At 69.0% G+C, this 16,254-nt stretch carries 16 protein-coding genes and 1 pseudogene; 7 read left to right on the forward strand and 10 right to left on the reverse strand.

Annotated elements, in window-relative coordinates:
* The first annotated feature begins 32 nt into the window (after window positions 1-32).
* Window positions 33-1,718 carry a methyl-accepting chemotaxis protein gene (locus tag ABS361_11510; protein XBY42753.1) on the forward strand — a complete coding sequence of 562 codons (1,686 nt, stop codon included), beginning with the start codon at window positions 33-35 and terminating at the stop codon, window positions 1,716-1,718.
* 156 nt (window positions 1,719-1,874) lie between these two features.
* Here ABS361_11510 and puuE read toward each other — a convergent pair whose 3' ends face one another.
* Complete coding sequence (puuE, locus tag ABS361_11515; protein ID XBY42754.1) at window positions 1,875-2,786, reverse strand: allantoinase PuuE; 912 nt, start codon at window positions 2,784-2,786, stop codon at window positions 1,875-1,877.
* 249 nt (window positions 2,787-3,035) lie between these two features.
* Window positions 3,036-3,365 carry a hypothetical protein gene (locus ABS361_11520; protein XBY42755.1) on the reverse strand — a complete coding sequence of 110 codons (330 nt, stop codon included), beginning with the start codon at window positions 3,363-3,365 and terminating at the stop codon, window positions 3,036-3,038.
* A 507-nt stretch (window positions 3,366-3,872) separates the two neighbouring features.
* Here ABS361_11520 and ABS361_11525 point away from each other — a divergent pair.
* A complete protein-coding gene (locus ABS361_11525; protein XBY42756.1) occupies window positions 3,873-4,076 on the forward strand; it encodes a hypothetical protein in 204 nt (67 codons plus the stop codon).
* Between the two features lie 25 nt (window positions 4,077-4,101).
* On the opposite strand, the gene ABS361_11530 is transcribed toward ABS361_11525, so the two are convergent.
* The 5 genes from ABS361_11530 to ABS361_11550 form a co-directional block, all read right to left on the reverse strand.
* Window positions 4,102-4,833, reverse strand: a complete 732-nt coding sequence (locus ABS361_11530) for a phosphatidylcholine/phosphatidylserine synthase (GenBank protein XBY42757.1) — start codon at window positions 4,831-4,833, stop codon at window positions 4,102-4,104.
* Window positions 4,834-4,844: 11 nt separating this feature from the next.
* On the reverse strand, window positions 4,845-4,976 hold the full coding sequence (locus ABS361_11535) for a hypothetical protein (protein XBY42758.1): 132 nt from the start codon (window positions 4,974-4,976) through the stop codon (window positions 4,845-4,847).
* Between the two features lie 46 nt (window positions 4,977-5,022).
* Window positions 5,023-5,727, reverse strand: a complete 705-nt coding sequence (locus ABS361_11540) for a phosphatidylserine decarboxylase (GenBank protein ID XBY42759.1) — start codon at window positions 5,725-5,727, stop codon at window positions 5,023-5,025.
* 267 nt (window positions 5,728-5,994) lie between these two features.
* Window positions 5,995-6,732 (reverse strand): phosphatidylcholine/phosphatidylserine synthase, encoded by a 738-nt coding sequence (locus ABS361_11545; GenBank protein XBY42760.1) that lies wholly within the window; start codon window positions 6,730-6,732, stop codon window positions 5,995-5,997.
* Between the two features lie 226 nt (window positions 6,733-6,958).
* Window positions 6,959-7,612, reverse strand: a complete 654-nt coding sequence (locus ABS361_11550) for a glutathione S-transferase family protein (GenBank protein ID XBY42761.1) — start codon at window positions 7,610-7,612, stop codon at window positions 6,959-6,961.
* 237 nt (window positions 7,613-7,849) lie between these two features.
* Here ABS361_11550 and ABS361_11555 point away from each other — a divergent pair, with 237 nt between their 5' ends.
* Entirely contained in the window at window positions 7,850-9,445 is a 1,596-nt protein-coding gene (locus ABS361_11555; protein ID XBY42762.1) for a DUF2235 domain-containing protein, read from the forward strand.
* A gap of 46 nt (window positions 9,446-9,491) precedes the next feature.
* Here ABS361_11555 and ABS361_11560 read toward each other — a convergent pair whose 3' ends face one another.
* Complete coding sequence (locus ABS361_11560; protein XBY42763.1) at window positions 9,492-11,420, reverse strand: ABC transporter ATP-binding protein/permease; 1,929 nt, start codon at window positions 11,418-11,420, stop codon at window positions 9,492-9,494.
* Window positions 11,421-11,666: 246 nt separating this feature from the next.
* Between ABS361_11560 and ABS361_11565 the strand changes: the two genes are divergently transcribed.
* Complete coding sequence (locus ABS361_11565; protein ID XBY42764.1) at window positions 11,667-12,281, forward strand: TIGR00730 family Rossman fold protein; 615 nt, start codon at window positions 11,667-11,669, stop codon at window positions 12,279-12,281.
* A 34-nt stretch (window positions 12,282-12,315) separates the two neighbouring features.
* On the opposite strand, the gene ABS361_11570 is transcribed toward ABS361_11565, so the two are convergent.
* Window positions 12,316-13,038: an SDR family oxidoreductase gene (locus ABS361_11570; GenBank protein ID XBY42765.1), complete on the reverse strand. Its 723-nt coding sequence runs from the start codon at window positions 13,036-13,038 to the stop codon at window positions 12,316-12,318.
* A 110-nt stretch (window positions 13,039-13,148) separates the two neighbouring features.
* Between ABS361_11570 and ABS361_11575 the strand changes: the two are divergent.
* A pseudogene (locus ABS361_11575) lies at window positions 13,149-13,271 on the forward strand (LysR family transcriptional regulator).
* 184 nt (window positions 13,272-13,455) lie between these two features.
* Window positions 13,456-14,055 carry a substrate binding domain-containing protein gene (locus tag ABS361_11580; protein XBY42766.1) on the forward strand — a complete coding sequence of 200 codons (600 nt, stop codon included), beginning with the start codon at window positions 13,456-13,458 and terminating at the stop codon, window positions 14,053-14,055.
* A 36-nt stretch (window positions 14,056-14,091) separates the two neighbouring features.
* Here ABS361_11580 and ABS361_11585 read toward each other — a convergent pair whose 3' ends face one another.
* Window positions 14,092-14,856, reverse strand: coding sequence for a methyltransferase domain-containing protein (locus ABS361_11585; protein XBY42767.1), 765 nt, complete (start codon window positions 14,854-14,856; stop codon window positions 14,092-14,094).
* Between the two features lie 226 nt (window positions 14,857-15,082).
* On the opposite strand from ABS361_11585, the gene ABS361_11590 reads away from it, so the two are divergent.
* Complete coding sequence (locus ABS361_11590; GenBank protein XBY42768.1) at window positions 15,083-16,240, forward strand: MFS transporter; 1,158 nt, start codon at window positions 15,083-15,085, stop codon at window positions 16,238-16,240.
* Window positions 16,241-16,254 lie beyond the last annotated feature (14 nt).

Genomic DNA, 16,254 nt, shown 5'->3' on the forward strand with positions numbered 1-16,254 from the left:
GTGGTGTGTGTTCCCTCGCTGGGGCGGTCTGAATGTTCGCGAGAGTCGGCGGTCGTATGAAGCTCGGCATGCGGTTCATCCTGGTGATCGGGGTGGCCATGGCGCTGATGGGCGCCGGCACGCTGTTCGCCGCCTATCAGTTCCGCAACGCGATCTTCGAGGCCAAGGACGGCCAGGCGCGCAGCATCGCCGAGGCGGCCTCCGCCGTGGTGGCGCGCGTCCGGGCCGACGCCCAGGCCGCCGGCATCCCCGAGGCGGAAGCGAAGCGCCAGGCGCTCGCGGCGATCGGCGCTATGACCTTCGGCGGCGACAACTACGTCTTCGTGTTCGACTACGACGGCGTGGCGCTCGCCTGGGGCAAGAACCTCGACAAGATCGGCAAGAACCAGATCGCCGCGCTGGACGGCAACGGCAAGGCCTATCTGAAGGCGCTGATCGAGCGCGCCCGGGCCGGCGGCGGCTTCGAAAGCTATGCGGTCGAGGTGCCGGGCAAGGGCCGGCTCGCCAAAACCAGCTTCGTGATCGGCGACGGCACCTGGAAATGGGCGATCGGCAGCGGCGTCTACACCGGCGAGGTCGACGTCATGGTGCTCTGGACGCTGGTGGTCATCGCCGCCGCCTGCGTTCCCTGCCTTGCGGCCTTCCTGGCCCTCGCCTATGCGCTGTCGTCGGGCGTGACGCGGCCGCTTGCGGCACTCGACCGCTCGATCGGCCGCATGGCCGGCGGCGAGCTCGCGACCGATGTCCCCGGCACCGACCGTCAGGACGAGGTCGGTGGTATCGCGCGGGCCGTCGAAGTGTTCCGCCAGAAGCTGATCGAGCGCGACGAGCTGAAGCGCGAGGAGGAGCGCCGCGCGGCCGAGCGGCAGGCGCAGGCCGCGCAGATGGCCGCGGCGATCGAGCGGTTCCGGCACGAAGCCGATGCCGTGCTCGGCTTCGTGCGCCAGACCTCGTCCGAGATGGCCTCGACGGCGGCCGAACTGACCCAGGTCGCCGACCACAATCGCGCTTCGGCCGGCGCGGCTGAGGAACAGTCGGCGCGCGACGCCGAGAATGTCAGCGCCGTCGCCGGCGCGACCGAGGAGCTCTCGGCCACGGTTCGCGAAGTCGGCGAACAGATCCATCAAGCCGGCCGGACCACGGCCGAAGGCGCCGAGCTCGGCCGGCAGGCGCGCGGCAGCGTCGAGGCGCTGGCCCAGAGCGCCGAACGGATCGGCGCGATCGTCGACCTGATCCGCGCCATCGCCGACCAGACCAATCTGCTCGCGCTCAATGCCACGATCGAAGCGGCACGGGCGGGAGAGGCCGGCCGCGGCTTCGCCATCGTCGCCTCCGAGGTGAAGGCGCTCGCGACCCAGACCACCAAGGCGACCGAGGAGATCGCCGCCAACGTCACCGCGATCCAGGAGGCGACACGCGAGGCGGTCGGCCAGATCGCCACGGTGACGGAGACGCTCGGCCAGATCGAGCAGGCCTCCACCGCGATCGCGGGCGCGGTCGAGGAACAAGCGGTGACGACCGGCGAGATCTCCGCGCGCGCCTCCGATGTCGCGCGTGGCACCGCCGATCTCAGCTCGATGATCGGCGAGGTCAGCTCGTCGGCGACCGAGACGACCAGCATGGCGCGCAAGGTCGCGGAAGTGGCCGGCAGCCTGCGCGAGGCGGCGCACCGGCTCGACGGCCGCATCCAGGAGTTCCTGAAGGACGTCGCCGCCTGACGCTGCCAAACCGCAGCCTGTCTCCGCCGCGGAGCCCGGCGCTCCTTCATCGCCAGACGAAAGTTCGCACGCGAGAGTCGAAAAAGGCCCGCAAGCCGTTCGGATTGCGGGCCTTTGTCATGCGCGAACGGCTTCGCGCGAGATGCGAGATGAAGCTCAGGCCGGCTTGTGGTGGGCGTGCCAGTGCCAGGCGATGTCGATCCGGCGCGGGCACCAGACATGCTCGTGCGAGAGCACGTAGTCGACGAAGCGCTGCAGCGCGGCGAGACGCCCCGGCCGACCAACGAGCCGGCAGTGCAGGCCGATCGACAGCATCTTCGCGCCGGTCTCGCCCTCGGCATAGAGCACGTCGAAACTGTCCTTCAGGTAGTTGAAGAACTGGTCGCCGGCATTGAAGCCCTGCGGTGTCGCGAAGCGCATGTCGTTGCTGTCGAGCGTGTAGGGAATGACGAGGTGCGGGCTCGCGGTGCCGTCGACCCAATAGGGCAGATCGTCGGCGTAGCTGTCGGAATCGTAGAGGAAGCCGCCCTCCTCGATCACCAGCTTGCGCGTGTGCTCTGAGGCCCGGCCCGTGTACCAGCCGAGCGGGCGCGACCCGGTCACCTCGGTATGGATGCGGATCGCCTCGGCCATGTGCCGGCGCTCCTCCTCCTCGGTGAAGTCCTTGTATTCGATCCACTTGAGGCCGTGGCTGGCGATCTCCCAGTCGGCCTCCTTCATGGCGGCGACCGCGTCCGGATTGCGCTGCAGCGCCGTCGCGACCCCGTAGACCGTGACCGGGACGGCGCGCGAGGTGAACAGCCGCCACAGGCGCCAGAAGCCGGCGCGCGAGCCGTATTCGTAGATCGACTCCATGTTCATGTGGCGCTGGCCCGGCCAGGCCTGCGCGCCGACGATCTCCGACAGGAACGCTTCCGAGGCCGCGTCGCCATGGAGGATGCAGTTCTCGCCGCCCTCCTCGTAGTTGATGACGAACTGCACCGCGATGCGCGCGCCGCCCGGCCAGCGCGGATCGGGCGGATTACGCCCGTAGCCGATCAGGTCGCGCGGATAGGTCGGATCAGCCATCGCGTTCGTCCTCGTCGCAAGGCGACCGCGCGGCGGTCGCGTTGGGGGCAGCGCCTGCGGCCACCACGAGGCGACGCGCGAAAGCACATTCGAGGAGGCTGATACTCCGATTCAGCTCGAACGAACACCGCCTTCACGAAGCGATTCAGAGCGAGCGGGATTCCATCGGCTTCGCAAGGGCTTACACCGTCCCCCTACTGCGCCGGATCGTGTCGCTCACGTGGTGATTCCGGAGCTTCGCACAGCGATTCACCCGCGCGCGACGCGGACCCGGGCGAGCGTGGGCTCGCGGGTGCCGCTCGGCGGATCGTCGTCATCGTCGCGCGGCAGGGTCATGATCGCCGCCCCCATCGCGACGCTGCACATGGTGACGAGGAAGCCGAACAGCAGCAGCAGCACCGGGATCCAGGGCTCGTCGGAGGTCAGGATCAGCGTGCGCAGGTGCGCGGTGTCGGTGGCTATGACCAGCACAACCAACATAGCTGCGACAGCAGCGCCGATCGCGGCGTTGATGGCGAGCAGTCGTAACAGCGGATCGGGGGCGCGGCGACGAGAGGGTGAGGACGGAGGCTCGATCATGGGTTCGGTTCCGGGTCCCGGCGTGGGGTGATCAACCGACCATCGTCACGCGTCGATTACAGATGCGCCCTCAACGTGGCTGCCGCCAAACGGTTCGGTCTGATCGGCGGACCGGCTCCGGTCGGCGACCGGAACCGCAGACGGAGCCACGGCGTTGCTCCGCTACCATGCTCGCTCTCCCACCATGCCCGATCCGCCGGGACCGCGCGCTCCGGATCTTTCCGGAGGCGGGGCCGGAAGACCGAAACTGGCGGAGATACCCGAATCGTCCGATCGTCATGCTTGGAGACAATCCAGACGTTGGCGGTCCTGACGGAGACCGATCGGGACGGGTGGCGATCGGGGCAAGCCCGAATAGGTGGCCCGCCCGCCACGGTTAACAAGGCGTTAAGGGTCGCGATCCAGAATGGATCTCTGGGCGCGCCCGCCAGAGCGCGTACGGCAGGACAAGGCGGATCAACCGCCATGACGGAGAGCTTGCGTGTAGGACGAAACGAGGAGCGTGACATGCGCGGAAATGCCGAGGCCGGACGAACCGTCTCCCATCCCCTCGCGGGATCCGAACTCGAGTTTTCGATCGCCGAGATGCGCGCCCTGCTCGCCCGCACGCGACCCGCCAGCGACGCCGAAGCGCTCCGCGCGCTGCGCCATGCCTTCCCCGCCGCCACGCTCGAACAGCGCGTCGCCGCCATGAGCGGCCGAGCGCGCTGACCGCCGCGCACGGCCGGAAGAGGCGTCAGACGCCCTCGACCGGCCCGGTCGCCACCTCCTCGGTCGCCACCTGCCCGGTTGCCACCTGCTCGGTCGCTGCCGGCTGATGCGCGGCCTCGAGCCGCTTGAACAGTCGCCAGCCGAACGGGATGTAGCCGAGATAGATCACCGTCACGATCGACAGGATCGGCAGCGGATAGGTCACGAGCGCCGCGATCACCAGCACGAAGACGATCGACATCGGGATCACCCGTTCGCGCGGGATGCGCGCGCCGATCTTCTTGCCGGAGAAGGTCGGGATGGTCGACACCATCATGAAGGCGATGAACACCATGTAGATCGCGACGATCACCGTGGTCGGGCGCCCCATCGGGAAAGTGACCCACTCCGAAAGGTAGAGCGGCAGCAGCACGGTGATGGCGCCGGCCGGGGCCGGCATGCCGGTGAAGAAGTTCGCGTGCCAGTCGGGCTTCGGCACGTCGCTCATCACATTGAAACGGGCGAGGCGGAGCGCGCAGGCGATCGCATAGGCGAGGACCGCGAGCCAGCCGAAGGACGGCACGTCGCGCAGCGTCCAGATGTAGAGCAGGAGCCCCGGCACCACGCCGAAATTGACGAAGTCCGCCAGACTGTCGAGCTCGGCGCCGAAACGGGAGGTGCCCTTCAGCCAGCGCGCGACGCGGCCGTCGACCGCGTCGAGCAGCGCGGCGAGCACCACCGCGGCGATCGCCCACAGGAAGCGCCCCTCGAGCGCCATGCGGATCGCGGTCAGCCCGCGCAGAGCGCGAGCAGCGTGACCATGTTGGGCAGCACCACCCGGAACGGGACCGAGCGGATGCGCCGGAAGCGGCGGCCGGTGCGGACGGACTGGTGATCGACGGGCGGGAACAGTTCGCTCATGACGTCATCTCGGAAGCGCCGGCCGGGGCCCGGCCGGCGGCGGAAATCAGCTCACCCGCATGATCAGGCTCGCCTGACCGGGCCGCGACAGGTCGGCGACCACCGTCTCGCCGGCGACCGTGGTCTGGCCGACCGCGACCAGCGGCACCGTGCCGGCCGGCAGGTAGACGTCGAGGCGCGAGCCGAAGCGGATCATGCCGAAGCGTTCACCGGGCTTCAGTTCCTCGCCCTCCTTCGACCAGCACACGATGCGGCGCGCGACCAGGCCAGCGATCTGCACGACCGCGATGTGCTGGTCGCCGGCGGCGATCACCAGGCCGTTGCGCTCGTTGTCGTCGCTGGCCTTGTCGAGTTCGGCGTTGAGGAACTTGCCCGGCTTGTAGGCGATACGCTCGATGCGGCCGCCGACGGGCGCGCGGTTCACGTGGCAATTGAACACGTTCATGAAGATCGAGACGCGCATCAGCGCCTCGTCCGGCATGCCGAGCTCGCGCGGCGGCACGGCGGGGCCGACGTAGGAGACGCGGCCGTCGGCGGGCGCGACGACGAGCCCGTAGCCGATCGGCGTCACGCGCACCGGATCACGGAAGAACAGCACGACCCAGAGCGTCAGGCCGAAGAAGATCCAGAACAGCGGCGGAAACAGCCAGGCGACGACCAGCGTCGCGGCGGCAGCGATGCCGATGAAGGGATAGCCTTCGCGGTTCACCGGCGGGATCGTCTTGGTGATCGTGTCGAGAAGTGAGGACATGGGGCGCTCGGCACTCGTCTGTTGGGGCTCGGGATCCGGATCCCGCGGGCTCCGGCGTCGGCGGCCGCCTCGGACGGCGGCAGATCCCGCCTCGCCGCCGCGACAGGCGGCGGTCCGGCGAGGGCCGACGGTCACGAAGGGTCGATCAAGACCCGTCCAGGCTCCAGGAGATGTCGCACGGATCGGCGCGGGAGAAAAGCACCCGCGTTTCGCGGATGCGAGAAAGCGTGCCCCGCGAAGACCGCCAGGGCACGCGCAAGGGCGCGTTCAACGCGCGCGGCGTTCCCAGCCCAGACGCTCGGCGAGCTGCTGGATCGCCGCGACGCTCGCCAGATAGAGGCTGGTCGCCAGCAGGCCGAGACCGACCGCATGCGGCGGATCGAGGCGGGTGGCGAGCGCGATGCCGGCAAACAGGAACCAGGCGAGCGTGACAGCCAGCGTCAGCGGCCGCCAGCGCTCGACGCGCACCGGATGCACGAAGGCGATCGGCAGGAAGGTCAGGATCGCGAGCAGCACAGTCACGCCGACGATGACCTCGACGGAGGGCCGGAACACGAAGAACAGGAACACCACGCCGTTCCAGACCGCGGGGAAGCCGCGGAAGGCGTTGTTCTTCATCTTCATGCGCGTGTCGGCGAAATAGAGCGCGCTCGTGAACACGATGATGCCGGCCAGAGCCAGCGCGACCCAATCGGCCGCGAAGCCGCCGGTGGCGAGCGCGAAGGCCGGCAGGAAGACGTAGGTCACGTAGTCGACCACGAAGTCGAGCGCCGCGCCCGAGATGGTCGGCAGGTTGCGCTCGACCGCGAAGCGGCGGGCGAGCGGGCCGTCGACGCCGTCGACGAACAGCGCGATGCCGAGCCAGGCGAAGAAGGCCTGCCAGTCGAGCCGATACGCCGCCACGGCGGCCAGCATCGCCAGCACGATGCCGCTCGCCGTGAAGGCGTGGACGCCGAGGGAAATCAGCGTCGTCTGGTTCTTGGTCAGGGTCGTCGGGTGGTTCACTCGCCCTCTCCAGGGTCCCTCGTCGACAGGGGCCCGCCAAGCGCGGGCGCGCGCGGCGAGGATCCTCATCCGGGAATCGTCCCATGCCGACCGACGCTCGGCCCTGTCACGGGTTCGTCACCATAACGGAAATGCGACAGCGCGCAAAGATGTCCGCGCTGTCGCTCCCCGGAATGTGCGGCCCACGATCTTTGTTCCACGCTGCGGGTGCAGCGTGGGATCGTCGTCAGAGCCGGATGTTCAGCCCCTCGTGCGCGACGACGCGCGCGACCGCCGGCCGGTCCAGCAGCCGGGCCGTGTGCTCGCGCCAGTTCGGGAACAGCACCGGCATGTCGAAGCCGGCGCCGAAGCCGAAATTGTAGAACACGAGCAGATAGATGTCGGCGATCGAGTAGCCGCCGGGCACCGCCCAGTCGCGGCCGTCGCCGAGCAGACTGTCGACGTAGGCGTAGTTCTCGTGCAGATCCGCCCGGCCCTTCTCCTGCAGGGCCGGGAACATCGCCTCGTCGGTGACGAAACGCGCCGAGCGGCGGATGCGCGCGTAGTTCGAGGCATGGATGGTCGCCAGCCAGTTCAACCATTCGACCACGCGCGCCTCGGCGATCGGATGGCTCGGCATCAAGCCGGCGTCCGGATGGGTGCGGGCGAGATAGATCATGATCGCACTCGCCTCGGTCAGCAGGTCCTCGGCGCCGCCGATCCGCCCCGGCACGCCCGACAGCGCCGGCACGCGACCCTTGGGGTTCTTCGCCTTCCAGTCGGCCGTCACCGTATCGACGCCCGCCTTGACCAGCACCAGCTCATAGGGCTCGCCGATCTCCTCGAGCACGACATGGGGCGCCAGCGCGCAGGTGCCGGGCGAATAGTAGAGTGTATGCATGGAGGTCCCTCCCCTCGTTCGGGCAGCGACGGTAGCGGGCCGGACGGCTGGGGCCAAGAGCACGATCCGCCGAGCCGGGTCGCGATCGGCGCGCCGCTCGCGTCATCACGCGGACACGAACACCGCCGCACCGGCATCGACGCTCCTGCCAGCGAGCAGCGTGCATGGATGCCAACCCAAAACCTGGACGTTTAATCCTCAAAGCTCTACCGTGGACCGACTGGGGAGGCGACCACCATGGCGGACCGGCAATCGACGCATTGGATCGTGTGTTGCGACGGCACCTGGAACACGATCGACGACCTGACCGGCGACGTACCGACGCCGACGAATGTGGTGCGCCTGTGGAACTGCCTCGCCCCGACGAGCCCGGACGGCGAGGACCAGCGGGTCTATTATCACCCCGGCGTCGGCACCAACGGCTGGCTCGACCGCCTGCTCGGCGGCGCCACCGGCGCGGGCCTGTCGAAGAACGTCAAGAGCGCCTACAAGTGGCTCGCCGAGCACTGGCGGCCCGGCGACAAGATCTGGCTGTTCGGCTTCAGCCGCGGCGCCTTCACCGCGCGCAGCGTCGGCGGCATGATCGCCAAATGCGGGCTCGTCGATCTCGAAGGCATGAAGCCGGACGCGGTCTGGCAGGCGGTCGACACGGTGTTCGCGCGCTACCGCGCCTTCACCGATCCGGCGCATCCGCCGAAGATCGGCGCGGATCTCGAATACATCGGCGTCGCGCCGGGTCAGTCGTCGTTCCGCTCGGTGCCGATCCATTTCATCGGCGTCTGGGACACGGTCGGCTCGCTCGGGATTCCCGACGACTGGGGCGTGGTCGACCTGCTGTTCGACCGGCCCAAGCGCTACCGTTTCCACGACACCGAACTGTCGCCGGTCTGCACGCATGCGCGCCACGCGATCGCGCTCGACGAGCGGCGACAGACCTTTCTGCCGACGCTCTGGACCAAAATCCCGCCCGGACCGACGGTCAAGCAGGTCTGGTTCCCCGGCGCGCATTGCGACGTCGGCGGCGGGTATGTGAACAAGGGTCTGTCCGACCGCACGCTCGACTGGATGATCGGCGAGGCCAAGGACGCTGGGCTCGGCTTCGATCCGATGATGACCGTGCAGATCGTCCAGCGCGGCTTCCAGGACGTGCTGCACAATTCGGCGACCGGCGTGTTCGCCAAGATGAAGACCTGCCCCCGCGCGGCACCGATCGTCGATCCGCTCAGCCAGACGGCGGACGTGCTCGACCAGAGCGCGCTCGCCCGGCAGGCGCGGCCGCCGATCGCACAATACCCCTACCGGCCGACGCGCACGGTCGCGCCGGGGGCCGCGGCGAAAGTCACGGTCTCGGCACGCGAGCACTGGGTCAATACCGGGATCTTTCTCCAGAAGGGGCGCCGCTACACCCTCACGGCCGAGGGTGAATGGCGCGACGCCAGCATCCCGGCCGGGCCTGACGGCATCCATCCGGGCTTTCGCGTCGCCAAGCTCGGCTATGCGGTCGCCTGGGTGTTCGAACAGGCGCAGGCGGTGTTCCGCTTCGCAACCCGCCGCTACCGCGCGCAGGCGCCGTTCGCGCGGCGGTTTCCGGAACATCCGTGGTTCATGCTGATGGGGGTGATCGCCAACGAAGCCCCGGTCCCCGACACGGTGCCGCCGAAACAGGCCGAGGCGGCGCGCGACAAGGCGCCGTTGCCGCATCAGGTATTTCCGATCGGCTCCAGCGCCACGGTCGCACCGAACGCCGACGGCTATCTCTATGTGTTCGCCAACGACGCCTGGGGGTTCTACGAGAACAATTCGGGCCGGATCGAGATGACGGTCTCCGGCTGACGCCAACCGGTCGGGGCCGATCGAACGGCCCTGACCAGTGGGGGCATCACTCGGCCGGGACTTCCTCGCCGGCACGGGCGCCACGGACCGCGAGGCCGAGCTTGTCGTTCTCGACCGTCTCGCGCAGGCGCTCGCGCGCCTCGTCGACGGCGCGCTGACGCTCCCACATCGAAGCGTAGAGACCGCCCTCGGCCAGCAGGTCCTCGTGCTTGCCGCGCTCGACCACCACGCCCTGCTGCAAGACCAGGATTTCGTCGGCGCCGACCACGGTCGACAGACGATGGGCGATGACCAGCGTGGTGCGGTTCTTCGAGACCTGATCGAGCGCGGACTGGATCTCGCGCTCGGTGTGGGTGTCGAGCGCCGAGGTCGCCTCGTCGAGCATCAGGATCGGCGGCGCCTTCAGGATCGTACGGGCGATCGCAACGCGCTGCTTCTCGCCGCCGGAAAGTTTTAGCCCGCGCTCGCCGACCTCGGTATCGTAGCCCTTCGGCAGGCGCTCGATGAACTCGCCGATCTGCGCCATGCGCGCGGCCTCGCGCACCTCCTCCTCGGTCGCGCCCTGGCGGCCGTAGCGGATGTTGTATGCAACGGTGTCGTTGAACAGCACCGTGTCCTGCGGAACCATGCCGATCGCTGCGCGCAGCGAGGTCTGCTGGATGTCGCGGATGTCCTGGCCGTCGATCAGGATCCGGCCGGCGCTCACATCGTAGAAGCGGAACAGGAGCCGCGAGATGGTCGACTTGCCGGCGCCCGACGGGCCGACGATCGCGACGGTCTTGCCGGCCGGCACCTCGAACGAGACGCCCTTCAGGATCTCGCGCTCGGGGTCGTAGTGGAAATGCACGTCCTCGAAGCGCACCGTCGCCTCACGGATGGCGAGCGGCGGCGCGCCGGGCTTGTCGGTGACCTCGGCCGGCACATCGAGCACGGCGAACATCGCCTCGATATCGGCGAGACCCTGCTTGATCTCGCGGTAGAGCGTGCCGATGAAGTTCAGCGGGATCGACAGCTGCATCATCAGCGCATTGATCATCACCAGATGACCGACGCTCTGCTCGCCCTTCAGGATCGCATGCGCTGAGAGCGCCATGGTCGCGGCCATGCCGAGCGTGAAGATCACGGCCTGACCCATGTTGAGCCAGGCGAGCGAGGTGTAGGTCTTGGTCGCGGCGACCGCGTACTTGTCCATCGCGCGGTCGTAGCGGCGGGACTCCATCTGCTCGGCGGTGAAGTACTTCACCGTCTCATAGTTCAGCAGCGAATCGACCGCCTTCGACATGGAATCGGTATCGGCGTCGTTCATGTCGCGGCGGATGTTGATCCGCCAGTCCGATGCCTTGACCGAGAACCAGACATAGGCCCAGACGGTGACGCCCATCACCGCGACGTACATCCAGTCGAATTCCCAGGCGATGACCACCGCCATCAGCGCGAATTCAACGATGGTCGGGGCGCCGGCGAGGATCGTCATGCGCACGATCGTCTCGATACCCTTCGCGCCGCGCTCGACCACCCGCGTCAGGCCGCCGGTGCGGCGGGAGAGGTGGAAGCGCAGCGACAGGTCGTGCAGATGGCGGAAGGTGAGGCTCGCGAGTTCGCGCACCGCATGCTGGCCGACCGCCGCGAACAGGCCGTCGCGGAGCTGGTTGAAGCCGTTGGCGACGATGCGCATGAGGCCGTAGCCGATGACCAGGAACATCGGCACAGACAGCCACTGCAAGGTGGTCGGCTGGGTCGCGCCTTGGGCGACGGCATCGGGGGCGAGCGCGTCGGTCGCCCATTTGAAGAAGTAGGGCAGCAGGATCGTCGCGACCTTGCCGGCCAGCATCGCGAGCAGCGCCCAGACGACCTGCCGCTTCAGGTCCGGCCGCGAGGCCGGCCAGAGATGCGGCCAGAGATTCTTCAGGGTCTGGAGCGTCTGGCCCTCGTCGGCGGAGATGCGCGGTCCGGCCTTGGCGGTCGCTGGAGGCATGAAGCGAGGCTTTCGAGAACGGCGGGCGCCGCGCCGGTCGCAACGGCTCGGATCGGCGCGGGCATGGAAGAGGCATTCGGATCGGGAACACCTCATATAGGCACGAATTTCAGGACGAAAGTGCCGAGAAGCCGCAAATCCTGGAAACACAGTGTCGCCGGCCGATCAAAGCTGCCGTGCGGAACAGCGCCGCAGTGCACGCACGCCGGCTTGACGGGCCGGGGACCGCCTGCCAAACCTCGGCCCATGACCGACATTCGATCCCTCTGCATCTATTGCGGTTCCGGCCACGGCAACGATCCGGTGTTCACGGAAACCGCCGAAGCGCTCGGCCACCTGCTCGCGGCCGAAAACATCCGTCTCGTCTATGGCGGCGGCTCCGTCGGCCTGATGGGAACGGTCGCGCGCGCCGCGCTCGCCAAGGGCGGCCAGGTTACGGGCATCATCCCGCAGTTCCTGGTCGATCGCGAGGTGATGCTGCCCGAGGTCAGCGAACTGATCGTCACGCTCGACATGCACGAGCGCAAGCGGCTGATGTTCGAGCATTCCGACGCCTTCGTGGCGCTGCCCGGCGGCATCGGCACGCTCGAAGAGGTCGTCGAGCAGATGACCTGGGCGCAGCTCGGCCGGCACAAGAAGCCGGTGATGCTCGCCAACATCAACGGCTTCTGGGATCCGCTCGTCTCGCTGTTCGAGCACATGTCGGCGAGCGCCTTCATCCGGCCGGGCTTCGAACTGTCCTACGGGGTCGCGACCTCGGTCGACCAGATCCTGCCGAAGATCCGCAAGCGGGTCGCGCAGATCCAGGCGCTCGAGGACGCCCGCCCCAAGACCGACGCGGTCCCGCTCGAGCGGCTCTGAGCCGCCCGGACGGGATCCGCATCCGTCACAAGGATCAGGCGGCGAACTGCTTCTCGACCGCCTTGTGGTCCTGTGCCCAGGCCGCGCCGACCGAGGCCGACATCGGATCCGGGAAGATATCCTCGCGACCCTCGACGACGCCGGCGAGGATCGCGCGGGCGACCTCGGCCGGGCTCGTCTTCTGCATTGGGATCTCGGCCGCCATGTCGGTATCGACCGGGCCCGGGAACACCGAATGGAAGGCGATCGCCTTGGCCGCGAGTTCGGCCCGCAGCGCCTGGCCGAACGACCACAGCGCGGCCTTCGAGGCGGCATAGCCCGACAGCGACGGCATGCTCGCCAGCGAGACGATCGAGGCGATGTTGACCACCGCGCCGCCGCCGTTGCCGGCGATCACCGGCGCGAGCGCGCGGGTGGTGCGGATCGGGCCGTAGAAATTCACCGCGAAATTGCGCTCGATCGCCGCGATCGGCATGTCGAGCGGCGAGCCGAAGTCGAGCACGCCGGCATTGTTGATCAGCAGGTTGACGTCAGGCGCGATCGAGGCGAGCCGCGCGACCGCATCGGCATCGGTGACGTCGAGCGTGAGCGGCACGATCCGGCCCGGCGCCGAGGCGGCGAGCGCATCGAGTGCAGTGCGGTCGCGGCCGGCGGCATAGACCTTCGTGGCGCCACCGGCGACCAGCGCTTCGACAAGGGCGCGACCGATGCCGCGGTTGGCGCCGGTGACCAGCGCGACGGATTGGGTGATCTGCATGGCTTCATCCTCCAGTTCGTGGGGTGAGCCTTGGGTATTCGGCTTCCGTCACGCAAAAAATGGCCAGGCTCGTGCTACACTCGTGCACAAATCGCACGAATGAGGACGCAATGGATCTCGACGGCCTGAAGCTCCTGCTCGAAGTGGCGCGGCGCGGCAGTTTCGCGGCGGTGGCGCGTGACCGGGGCACCGAGCCCTCGACCGTGTCGCGGGCGGTCGCCGAGGTCGAGCGCGCGCTCGGCTTCCGGGTGTTCCACCGCACCACGCGACGTCTGTCGCCGACCGAGGCCGGCACGATGTTCCTCGAACGCGCGACCGGCTCGATCGAGACGCTTCGAGGCGGCGGCCGAGGAAGGCCGCGCGGTCACGGCCGAGCCGGCCGGCGAACTGCGCCTGACCGCCTCGGTCGCCTTCGGCGTGAAGTGGCTGCTGCCGCGACTCGCCGCGTTCCGGGCGGCCTATCCGCGCGTGACGCTCGACCTCATCATCACCGACGAGCGTGTCGACATGGTGCGCGACCGGGTCGATCTGGCGATCCGGCTGGCGCCGAGCATCGATGCGGACGTCGTCTGCACGCGGCTGATGCCGATGCGCTACCGGGTCTGCGCCAGCCCCGGATACCTCGCGCGGCATGGATCGCTGGACGGGCCGCAGGCGCTCGCGACGCGCGACTGCGTGCTGTTCTCGCTGCCGGAATTCCGGTCGCGCTGGCTGTTCCGGCGCCACGACGGCGCGGGCGGCATCCTGTCGGTGCCGATCTCGGGCAGCGTGGTGATTTCCAACGCGCTGTCGGTCTACGAGGCGGCGAAGCTCGGGCTCGGCCCCGCATTGCTGGTCGACTGGGTGGCCGCGCCCGATCTCGCCGCCGGGCGGCTCGTCGACCTGTTGCCGGACTACGAAGCCTCTGCCAGCAACTTCGACACCGCCGCCTGGCTGCTCTACCCGAGCCGGAGCTACCTGCCGCAGAAGGTCCGGGTCATGATCGATTTTCTGCGCCAGCCGGCCGCGGCAGCCTGAGCGGCGCCGCGACCTCACGCGGAGCGCCGGCCCTCGTCACCCGAGCTTACGGCAATGGAAGGCCGAGGTCCGGTACGGGAATGCCACCACCTCCTTGCCTGCCAGCGCCGGATGGGTATCGACGATGGCGCGGATCGCGCCGATGATCTCGGCCTGAACCTCAGGAGATGCGGCCGCGATGAAGCTCGTCGAGCGGAGCCGATCGACCACGACCGTCTCGACCGGCCCGACCTGCGGATTGTCGAAACGGGCCTCCTCCAGCGCCGAGAAGCCCTCGGCCGGGAACACCTTGCGCCACGCGCCCGAGGCATAGCGCGGCGCGTCACCCTGATAGCGGTCGATCACCGCGGTCAGCGCCGCGACCCAAGCGACGCTCTCGTCGCGGACGTTCCAGACCAGGCCGAGCACGCCGCCGGGCTTCAGCACGCGGCGGATCTCGGCGAGCGCGGCTTCGGTCGCGAACCAGTGGAACGCCTGCGCGCAGACGACCGCATCGACCGAGGCATCGGCGAGCGGCATCGCCTCGGCTGTGCCCTCCAGCGCCTCGACGCCCGGATGGGCCGCGGCGAGCTTCGCCCGCATGGCGGCGACCGGCTCGATCGCGGTCACGCTGGCACCGGTCTCGACCAGGCGGCCGGTGAACTTGCCGGTGCCGGCGCCGAGATCGACGGCGCGCCGGTCCGGGCCGAGACCGAGCGTGTGCTTCAGCCAGCCATCGAGGGCCGCCGGGTATTCCGGACGCGCCGCGGCATAGGTATCGGCGGCGGCTTGAAAGCCCGCGGCTGCAGCGGCATGGACCATGGTTTCCTCCCTTCTGCGACGCACCCTTCGTCCGGCGGCCTCGCCCCCGGCGGCATGAGGCGACCATGGACCCGCCGTCCTGTCGCGGGCGTGACCGGCCCGTCCCGGTGCCGGGCGCCCTGCCATGCGGCCGGCTCGGGTTGACCGGCGCGCGCCACCACGGCCATGGTGCGCGCTCCGCCGTGCGTTCACGCCGGCCCTGCCCTCCTTGCCGCGTTTTTTCTCCATGCCCGCTCTCATCGCGCTCGCCGCGGCCGCCTTTCTGTCGACCATGGTGCTCCGCATGCCGGAGCCGCTCGTGCCGCAGCTCGCGCATGACTTCGGCGTGCTGCCGTCGGAGGTCGCGTGGCTGACCACCGCCTATGCCGTGCCTTACGCGCTGTTCCAGCTCGTGTTCGGGCCGCTCGGCGACCGGTTCGGCAAGACGCTGGTGGTGCGCTCGGCGCTGATCGCGCTGTCGCTCCTGATCATGGCCTATGCGCTGGCGCCGAGCTTCCCGGTGCTGATCGCGACGCGCTTCGTCTCGGGCGCCTTCGGCGGCGCGATCATCCCGCTCGGCCTCGCCACGATCGGCGACACGATCGCGCTCGAACGGCGGCAGGTCGCGATCTCGCGCTTCATGCTCGCGGTCGTGATGGGCCAGATCGCCGGCAGCTTCGTCACCGGCCTCGTCGCCGAGGTGGTGCCCTGGCACGGGATCGCGATCGGCTACGGCGCGATCGGGCTCGGTGTCGCGGTCGTGCTGTTCCTGGTGCCGAGTTCGACCACGCGCTCCGCCGAGCCGCTGACGATCGGCGGCGCGCTCGCCCGCTATGCGACGATCCTCAAGCGCCCGCAGGCGCAGGTGCTGCTCACGATCGTGTTCGTCGAGGGCATGTTCATCTTCTCCGTCGTGCCCTACGTGGCGCCGTATCTGACCGAGATCCGGAAATTCTCGTCGAGCTCGATCGGCGCGGTGACGGCCTCGTTCGGGCTCGGCGGCGCGGCGTTCAGCCTGACGACGGCGCTTCTGCTGCGCCTGCTCGGCGGCTACGGCATGATCGCGGCCGGCGGCTTCGTCGCGGCTGTCGCGGCGGTGCTGATCCCGCTCGACGTGCCGCTCGTCGCCTACGCCGGCTTCCTGTTCCTGCTCGGCTTCGCCTTCTATCTGATCCACACCAACCTGCAGACCCGCGCGACCGAGATCGCGCCCGAGGCCCGCGGCTCGGCGCTGGCGACCTTCGCCTGCTCGCTGTTCCTCGGCACCGGCCTCGGCCCGGCGCTGATGGGTCAGGTGATCCGCGGTGTCGGCTATGCGGAAGGCTTCTACATCGCGGCCGTGCTGCTCGCGGCATTCGGCGTGGTCGCGGCGCTGTCGATGCGGGCGATCGAGCGGATCCGCTGAGGATCGGTCGATCG

Source organism: Ancalomicrobiaceae bacterium S20, from assembly GCA_040269895.1.
Lineage (GTDB): Bacteria > Pseudomonadota > Alphaproteobacteria > Rhizobiales > Ancalomicrobiaceae > Methyloraptor > Methyloraptor flagellatus.